This window comes from Mesorhizobium sp. M7A.F.Ca.US.014.04.1.1 (assembly GCF_003998745.1).
Taxonomy (GTDB): Bacteria; Pseudomonadota; Alphaproteobacteria; order Rhizobiales; family Rhizobiaceae; genus Mesorhizobium; species Mesorhizobium ciceri.
The window spans coordinates 1-700 of the sequence record NZ_RZRW01001280.1 but is presented as its reverse complement, the minus strand read 5'-3'; the positions used below and the strand labels follow the sequence as shown (position 1 = coordinate 700).

The following is a 700-nucleotide window of genomic DNA, read 5'->3' as shown; positions in this document are numbered from 1 at the left end:
GGTTCCCCCCGCGCCAGAAGCCGCGGCGCACCACGCCGCGGCAAAGCATGACGATCAGGCCTGCGTTTTCCAAACATAACGGAACCGCGGGATTTCATCCGGCATCGGAGCAAACCCCTTGACGGTGTTGCGCATGGCGTTGAATTCGACGCTGAAGCCGACGGGCATGTAAGGCAGATCGGCAGAAATCTGACGCTGGATCTTCTCGTACAGTTCCTTGCGGCGAGCCTGGTCGGAAATTACCCGCGCCTCATCGATCCATTTGTCCACGTCGGGATTCTTGTAGCCCGTGGAATTTGCGGTGCCTTTGCTGGAGAAGAGGTAGTGGATAAGGCCATCGGGATCCGCCCGTTGCGTCCAGCGCATAGGCGTGAAGCGTATCTCGCCGGAAACCGCCTTGGCGTAGTAGTCGCTTTGCGGAACCGGATCGAGCTCAATGTTGAGGCCGATCGCGTCAAGGTCTTCCTTGGCAAGCTCGGCGAAGCGTCGAAGCGTATCGCCGCTTGGCGCCGCAAGCTTGATGGTGGTGCCCTTCAGGCCAGAATCAGCCACGATCTTGCGCGCCTTTTCCGGATCGTATTCGTAGTGCACCAGATCGGTCGGCGTCCACCAGAGGCCATCTGGCGTGAAGCTATCGGATATCTTGCCTTGTCCAGCCCATATGATCTGGTTGAGGCGGTCGCGGTTGAGGCCGTGCGCT

The 700-nt window shown here is 59.6% G+C and carries 1 protein-coding gene; it reads right to left on the bottom strand.

The features are described from left to right. Nucleotides 1-54: 54 nt before the first annotated feature. Nucleotides 55-700, bottom strand: a 646-nt coding sequence (locus EOA22_RS36070) for an ABC transporter substrate-binding protein (RefSeq protein WP_164756306.1), incomplete at its 5' end; no start/stop codon positions are given.